Below are 6,383 nucleotides of genomic sequence, written 5' to 3'. Positions count from 1 at the left end.
AGCTATGAAGCTGATCACGCGATTAATTTTGAATAAGCACTTAAGTTGGGAGCATGATCGAGCGTTTATTTACGGAAAAGAGATCGTTACCAAGAGGAAAATAGCCTGGTATGCAGATGCGCCGGTCTCTTATACCTACTCTGGATATACCAAGATGGCGTCAGTGTGGCCTGGTTTTTTACAAGAGATTAACCAGGTAGTGGAGAGTAACTGCGGTGACGTATTTAATTCGTGCTTGTGTAACTTCTATAGTTCAGGCGCGGAAGGTATGAGTTGGCACAGTGATGCTGAAAAAGACCTGGTTGAGAATGGTGTGATTGGCGCGTTGAGCCTAGGTGGCGAAAGGAGATTTTCGTTTAAACATAAACAAACAGGGGAGAGTCTATCGCTTAATCTAGAGCACGGTAGTCTGTTGGTGATGAAAGGTGCCACGCAGCAAAACTGGCTACATAGCCTGCCTAAAACCAAGAAAGATTGTGAGCCGCGGGTGAGCCTCACGTTTAGGCAAATGCGCTAATCAACTGTTGATACAGGCTGATAGCTTATCTGTCGCGAGTGAAAGAAAGGTAGGAGGTGGCAGCTCTAAATCGGTCGCGAACTAAAACTGCCCTCTGCTTGTGCCGTTGTTGGCATGCCCTAAGCGGCGCGGCTTTGCTCCGTCACTTTTGACTCTGTTGCGGGGAAGCGGTGCCATTGCCGTGGATGGACGAAGAGGCGCTGTCCACGGCGCATCTCAAGCTGCTCAAAATCAGCATGACGCACCGTTGCAAGCCATGGCTTAGCCAGCCAGTCGGCTTCCAGCTCAACACGCACTTCAGCACCTACCGGTGAAATGGCAGTCACTGTCACCGGCAGATGACTCTCTGCACTAGGCTGCTGGGCAAGGCGCACTTCATGAGGACGTAGCAATAGCTCTTCGTTACCGTCAGGCAAGTCAACATTGAGATGGGCGTCACCGCAGGTGAGCACACCTTGGTGTACCTTGCCTTCCAAGTGGTTAACGTCGCCAAGGAATTCAAATACAAAACGATTTTTGGGCGAACGATAGAGCGTTTCAGGCGTATCAATTTGCTCGATACGTCCGTTGCTCATCACCACCACACGGTCAGAAAGTTCCAGCGCTTCTTCTTGATCGTGGGTAACAAACACGCTGGTAAAGTTAAGCTCTTCATGCAGGCGGCGTAACCAGCGTCGTAGATCCTGGCGCACCTTGGCATCCAGCGCGCCAAATGGCTCATCCAAAAGCAATACGTCAGGCTCAACGGCCAAGGCGCGGGCGAGAGAAACACGTTGCTGCTGGCCGCCAGAGAGCTGGGCAGGCAAACGGTTAGCTAAATGCTGCAGCTGAACCATTTCCAACAGCCTAAAGACGCGGGCGCGAATCTCGCCGTTGGATGGGCGGCGCTTTTTGGGCATCACGGTTAGCCCAAAGGCTACATTGTCGTACACGCTCATATGGCGGAAGAGAGCGTAGTGCTGGAAAACAAATCCAATGCGGCGATCGCGAACGTGAACGTTGGTTACATCGCGGTCGCCGAACAGTATTTTACCGGGTTGAGGAGAGCGATCAGCGCTCTCCAAGCCGGCAATAATACGCAGCAGTGTGGTTTTTCCTGAGCCAGACGGGCCAAGCAGACCGACTAGTTCGCCTTCATGAATGTCCAGGTTGATCGGCTCAAGCGCTTGAGTGTTGGCAAAGTGCTTGGCGATGTTCTGTAGGCGAATACTCATAAAAATGCCTCCTGGCGCGCTGCGCGCCATTCCAGGCCTGCCTTGGCCGCAAGGGTTAACAGGGCAATAAGGGCCAGCAGCGCGGCGCTAGAAAACGCGCCCACCGCGTTGTAATCCTGATAAAGCTGCTCTAGATGCAGCGGTAAGGTGTTGGTCTTGCCGCGAATAGCTCCGGCGACCACCGAAACGGCACCAAATTCCCCCACGGCACGCGCGTTAGTGAGGATGATCCCGTAGAGCAGTGCCCAGCGAATGTTGGGTAACGTGACACGCCGAAAGGTGGTCCAGCCGCCAGCGCCGAGGGTCACGGCGGCTTCTTCTTCTCGGGAACCTTGGGCCTGCATGAGCGGAATAAGTTCACGTGCCACAAACGGGCAGGTCACGAAAATAGTTACCATCAAAATGCCGGGCCAAGCGAACATCAGTTGAATATCGTGGGTGTCTAGCCAACTGCCAATCCAGCCATTACGGCCATATAGCAACAGATAGATAAGCCCAGCCACAACGGGGGAAACGGCAAATGGAATATCGATCAGCGTTTGTAAAATACGCCGGCCTGGGAAACTGAAGCGGGTAACCAGCCACGCCAAGGCGACACCGAATACTAGGCAAATCGGTATGGTTAATAACGCAATGACGAGCGTCAGGCCAATCGCGTGCAGGGTGAACGTATCGCTAACGTTGGCCCAAAAGACCATCACGCCTTGGGAAAACGCCTGGGCAAAAATTGCCACCAAAGGTAGCAGCAAAAATAGCGCTGACAGCAACAGAGCGGCACCAATGAGTAAACGCCGCACAGCGGGTGCATCACCTATCCGGCGCATTAGCCTGTTCCTCCATGCAAGCGGCGCACAAAGCGGCCTTGCCAAATATTGATCGCCAGCAGTAGGGTCAGTGACACAAAGAGCACGACGGAGGCAATTGCGGAGGCACCCGCGTAGTCATACTCCTGCAGTTTGACGAAAATCATCAGCGCAGTGATTTCGGTTTCGTACGGCATATTACCCGCGATAAAAATAATCGCCCCGAATTCACCTAACGAGCGCACAAAGGCTAGCCCGGTGCCAGTAACGAGAGCTGGCCATAGATGCGGCATGATCACACGCCAGAACGCCACGCCATCGGTTGCGCCAAGAGACATCGCTGCTTCATCAACTTCTGCGGGTAAATCCTCTAGCACCGGCTGTACGGTGCGCACCACGAACGGAATGCTGGTAAACGCCATGGCCAGTGCAATGCCTACCCAGGTGTAAGCTACCTGGAACCCTAGCGGCTCTAATAAGCTGCCCATCCAGCCGTTACTCGCATACAGCGTAGCGAGGGTAATACCGGCTACCGCTGTGGGAAGCGCAAAGGGCAGGTCCATTAAGGCATCTAGCAGGCGCTTGCCGGGAAATTCATAGCGAACCAGTACCCAGGCAAGTAGTAAGCCAAATACTGCATTAACCAGCGCCGCGACAGCCGCCGCTCCTATGGTGACCATGTAACTGGCTACCACACGGCCTTCGGTAATAATGGCCCAGTATTCGGTAAGGCTAAGCCCTGCCAACTGGCCAAACAGCCCGGTGATCGGGAGAAGGAGAACCAGCGAAATGAAGAGAACGCTGATCCCCATAGATAGGCCAAAGCCCGGCAGCACGCGTGCGCTGCCGGACCGCCATAATGCTAGCTGGCTCATGGGGTTCCGTTAACGACGTTGCAGTTGATCAAGTAGGGCGCCGCCTTCAAAGTGGTTTTCCATTGCTTCTTCCCAGCTACCAAACACATCTTCAACTTCAAGAAGTTCGGTATCGGGGAATTGATCGGCAAATTCGGCCACAACCGTTTCGTCGTGAACGCGATAGTTAAAGCCTGCCAGCAAGCGCTGGGTGTCTTCACGGTAGAGATACTCAAGATAACTCTGGGCAAGGTCGCTGTTGCCATTGCGCTCAGCATTTTCACCCACCACCGCAACGGGGAACTCTGCCAGAATGCTGACCGGCGGCACGATGACCTCGTAGTCGTCGCTGCCGTATTCGCCACGGATGTTGTTTACTTCTGATTCAAAGCTGATCAATACGTCGCCAATGCCGCGTTCGATAAAGCTCGTGGTGGCACCTCGGCCGCCGGTATCAAACACCGCAACATTGCGCAGGAAGGTGCGCATGAAGTCTTGAATCTTTTCTTCATCACCGTCGAATTCATTTTCCGCAAAGCCCCAAGCCGCTAGATAGGTATAGCGGCCGTTGCCGGATGTTTTAGGATTGGGAAAAACGATTTGTACGCCTTCCTTCGCGAGATCATCCCAGCTTTCGATGCCTTTCGGGTTGTCTTTACGCACCAAAAACGCCGTAGTGGAGTAGTAAGGGGAGGCGTTATTGTCGAATGCGTCTTGCCAGTCTTCGGCCACTAGGCCTGCATCTGCAAGTACTTGAACATCAGTCACCTGGTTAAAGGTAACGACATCCGCACGCAAGCCTTGCATGATCGCGCGCGCTTGTGCTGATGAGCCGCCGTGAGACTGACTAATAGCAATCTCTTCACCGTGCTCTTCTTGCCACCATGCTTGGAATTCCGGGTTGATAGCCGAAAACAGTTCACGGGCAATATCGTAAGAAGAGTTCAGTAACTCGCGCTCTTGCGCCATCGCCGTGTTTGAAACAGCGGTGACAGCCACAGTCGCGCCAACAGCGGTGGCTATCAGGCTACGGCGCAGGCCAGTGCGGAAAAAAGTAGATCGCGTCATTACAGGCTCCTTGTATATGGGGGCGATTTAATCGCAATGAGGATAAGGTTAAACCTGTGATTGTGGAATTACAATTATGTTTTATATTCTATTTGGAAATATGTATTTAAAGATATGCATTCATTGTCGGCTGAGCTTTAACGGCAGGGAGATGGGGCTTCTTAGGTGGCTCTGGTAAGATAGGGGCCTTCCTTTCCCCTGTTAACCTAGGAATGCACTATGAGCGCTGAGCAGGACTTCCTGATTGCCCCTTCGATTCTTTCCGCTAATTTCGCGCGTCTTGGTGAAGAGGTCGACAATGTGTTGGCCGCTGGAGCCGATATTGTCCATTTCGATGTCATGGATAATCACTATGTGCCGAACCTGACGATTGGGCCGATGGTCTGCAAAGCTCTGCGCCAGCACGGCGTGACGGCGCCCATAGACGTCCACTTAATGGTTAAGCCTGTAGATCGTATGATTGGCGATTTTAGTGAGGCTGGGGCGAGTTACATTACGTTTCACCCGGAAGCTTCTGAGCATGTTGATCGCTCGTTACAGCTAATACGCGATAGTGGCTGTAAAGCAGGACTGGTATTTAATCCGGCAACACCGCTTTCGTATCTCGATTATGTCATGGACAAAGTTGATATGGTGCTGTTGATGAGCGTTAACCCGGGTTTTGGCGGTCAGTCATTCATTCCCGGTACGCTGGATAAATTGCGTGAGGCGCGGGCACGTATCGATGCCTCAGGTCGCCCGATCCGCTTAGAAATCGACGGTGGGGTTAAGGTAGATAACATAGCTGATATCGCCGCTGCGGGTGCCGACACCTTCGTCGCTGGTTCAGCTATTTTTAACGCTCACCAGTCAAGCGACCCGCACGGTTACGATAGCGTTATCCAGCAAATGCGCGCCGAGTTGGCAAAGAATAACGGCTAAGCAAACAGCTTAGTGCAATTTCATACGGGGCTTTAAGTAGCGGTTTAACTTATCAACCAGCCATGCGAGCCCCGTTTTGGGTGCGCCATGAATAGAAAGTTGGTGCATTCGATAAAGTGAAGCGTAGGCTTGGCGCGCTAACCAACCCTCTAAAAACAGCCCACGAGACGCGGAACTGCGCATCAACTTTCCTACCGCATCGTAGCGGGCGAGCGACACCAGCGAACCATGGTCACGATAAGTAAAGCTTTGCAGTGGTTTGCTATCCAGGCAGTGCATCAGGTTTTTGGCGAGTAACGTTGCCTGTTGATGAGCAGCCTGTGCCCGGGGTGGCACGGAGCTGCCTTCGCCCTGAGGGCAGTCGGCGCAGTCGCCCATGGCAAAAATATAAGGGTCATCGACGCTCTGCAGCGTTTGGTGGACGTTAATCTGATTTTTCTTATTAGTGGTCAGGTCTAATTCAGCCAAAAATGGCGGTGCTTTGATGCCCGCTGCCCACACGTTCAGATCCGTTTCGATAACCTCGCCATCGCCGGTTACCAATTGATACTGCTGAGCTTCTTGAATAGCGGTACCGACGTGAACGGTGACCCCCATATTTTCCAGCTCTTGCTGCACTGTTTCACTAATACGCTCTGACAAACCGGGCAGCAGGCGGGGGGCAGCTTCGATGAGGTGTACGCTAATCGTTTGGTGGTCAACAGCGGTTACGCCGTAGGCGTTAACCCAGCTTATTCATGAGGCCGACCTGAAAACGAAGATAGCGGATGGTATTCTCTTGAAAATTCAGTGTGTTCCGCCAAGAATCTGAACCAAGAGAGCCATCCGCTATGGGTGAAAGCCTATCCACCTGGACGCCCTCATGCAACGGCGCTGTCCGTGTTGAGCTGAGCGGCCAGCGCACTACCAGCGACAGCGGCGCTCTGCTGTTGCGTGAGGCCCTCGACAACAGCGGCGTGATTGAGGCGCTGGAAGACAATCTGGTCGATCGACGCCACCCGCTGCG

At 53.1% G+C, this 6,383-nt stretch carries 6 protein-coding genes and 2 pseudogenes; 3 read left to right on the top strand and 5 right to left on the bottom strand.

Annotated elements, in window-relative coordinates; translation table 11 throughout:
• A partial coding sequence (locus tag INT21_RS12425; RefSeq protein WP_193085298.1) for an alpha-ketoglutarate-dependent dioxygenase AlkB occupies positions 1 to 517 on the top strand: 517 nt, incomplete at its 5' end.
• A gap of 119 nt (positions 518 to 636) precedes the next feature.
• Here INT21_RS12425 and INT21_RS12420 read toward each other — a convergent pair.
• From INT21_RS12420 to cysP, 4 genes are read right to left on the bottom strand one after another with little or no spacing between them, the layout of a single operon-like run.
• Complete coding sequence (locus INT21_RS12420; RefSeq protein ID WP_089038623.1) at positions 637 to 1,731, bottom strand: sulfate/molybdate ABC transporter ATP-binding protein; 1,095 nt, start codon at positions 1,729 to 1,731, stop codon at positions 637 to 639.
• Positions 1,728 to 2,555 (bottom strand): sulfate ABC transporter permease subunit CysW, encoded by an 828-nt coding sequence (gene cysW / locus INT21_RS12415; RefSeq protein ID WP_089038622.1) that lies wholly within the window; start codon positions 2,553 to 2,555, stop codon positions 1,728 to 1,730. The genes INT21_RS12420 and cysW overlap by 4 nt, the downstream gene beginning before the upstream one ends.
• The gene (gene cysT / locus INT21_RS12410; protein WP_193060902.1) at positions 2,555 to 3,409 is read right to left on the bottom strand and encodes a sulfate ABC transporter permease subunit CysT; all 855 of its coding nucleotides are present in this window, start codon (positions 3,407 to 3,409) and stop codon (positions 2,555 to 2,557) included. The genes cysW and cysT overlap by 1 nt, the downstream gene beginning before the upstream one ends.
• Positions 3,410 to 3,418: 9 nt before the next feature.
• Positions 3,419 to 4,456, bottom strand: a complete 1,038-nt coding sequence (cysP, locus tag INT21_RS12405) for a thiosulfate ABC transporter substrate-binding protein CysP (protein ID WP_089038620.1) — start codon at positions 4,454 to 4,456, stop codon at positions 3,419 to 3,421.
• A 219-nt stretch (positions 4,457 to 4,675) separates the two neighbouring features.
• Here cysP and rpe point away from each other — a divergent pair, with 219 nt between their 5' ends.
• Positions 4,676 to 5,377, top strand: coding sequence for a ribulose-phosphate 3-epimerase (gene rpe, locus INT21_RS12400; RefSeq protein ID WP_089038619.1), 702 nt, complete (start codon positions 4,676 to 4,678; stop codon positions 5,375 to 5,377).
• 9 nt (positions 5,378 to 5,386) lie between these two features.
• Here the strand turns inward: rpe and INT21_RS12395 are convergent.
• A pseudogene (locus tag INT21_RS12395) lies at positions 5,387 to 6,103 on the bottom strand (NAD(P)/FAD-dependent oxidoreductase); the annotation flags it as partial.
• Positions 6,104 to 6,207: 104 nt separating this feature from the next.
• On the opposite strand from INT21_RS12395, the pseudogene INT21_RS12390 reads away from it, so the two are divergent.
• Positions 6,208 to 6,383, top strand: a pseudogene (locus tag INT21_RS12390) (IS1380 family transposase); the annotation flags it as partial.

The sequence above is a fragment of the Halomonas sp. 3F2F genome, from assembly GCF_014897805.1.
Taxonomy (GTDB): domain Bacteria; phylum Pseudomonadota; class Gammaproteobacteria; order Pseudomonadales; family Halomonadaceae; genus Vreelandella.
Note: the sequence above shows the minus strand (reverse complement) of the source record. Positions and strands in the feature narration are given on the sequence as shown.

Coding starts and splice junctions, on each gene's coding strand:
- INT21_RS12420 (WP_089038623.1), bottom strand. CDS start 1,731: ATGAGTATTCGCCTACAGAACATCGCCAAGCACTTTGCCAACACTCAA.
- cysT (WP_193060902.1), bottom strand. CDS start 3,409: ATGAGCCAGCTAGCATTATGGCGGTCCGGCAGCGCACGCGTGCTGCCG.
- cysP (WP_089038620.1), bottom strand. CDS start 4,456: ATGACGCGATCTACTTTTTTCCGCACTGGCCTGCGCCGTAGCCTGATA.
- rpe (WP_089038619.1), top strand. CDS start 4,676: ATGAGCGCTGAGCAGGACTTCCTGATTGCCCCTTCGATTCTTTCCGCT.
- cysW (WP_089038622.1), bottom strand. CDS start 2,555: ATGCGCCGGATAGGTGATGCACCCGCTGTGCGGCGTTTACTCATTGGT.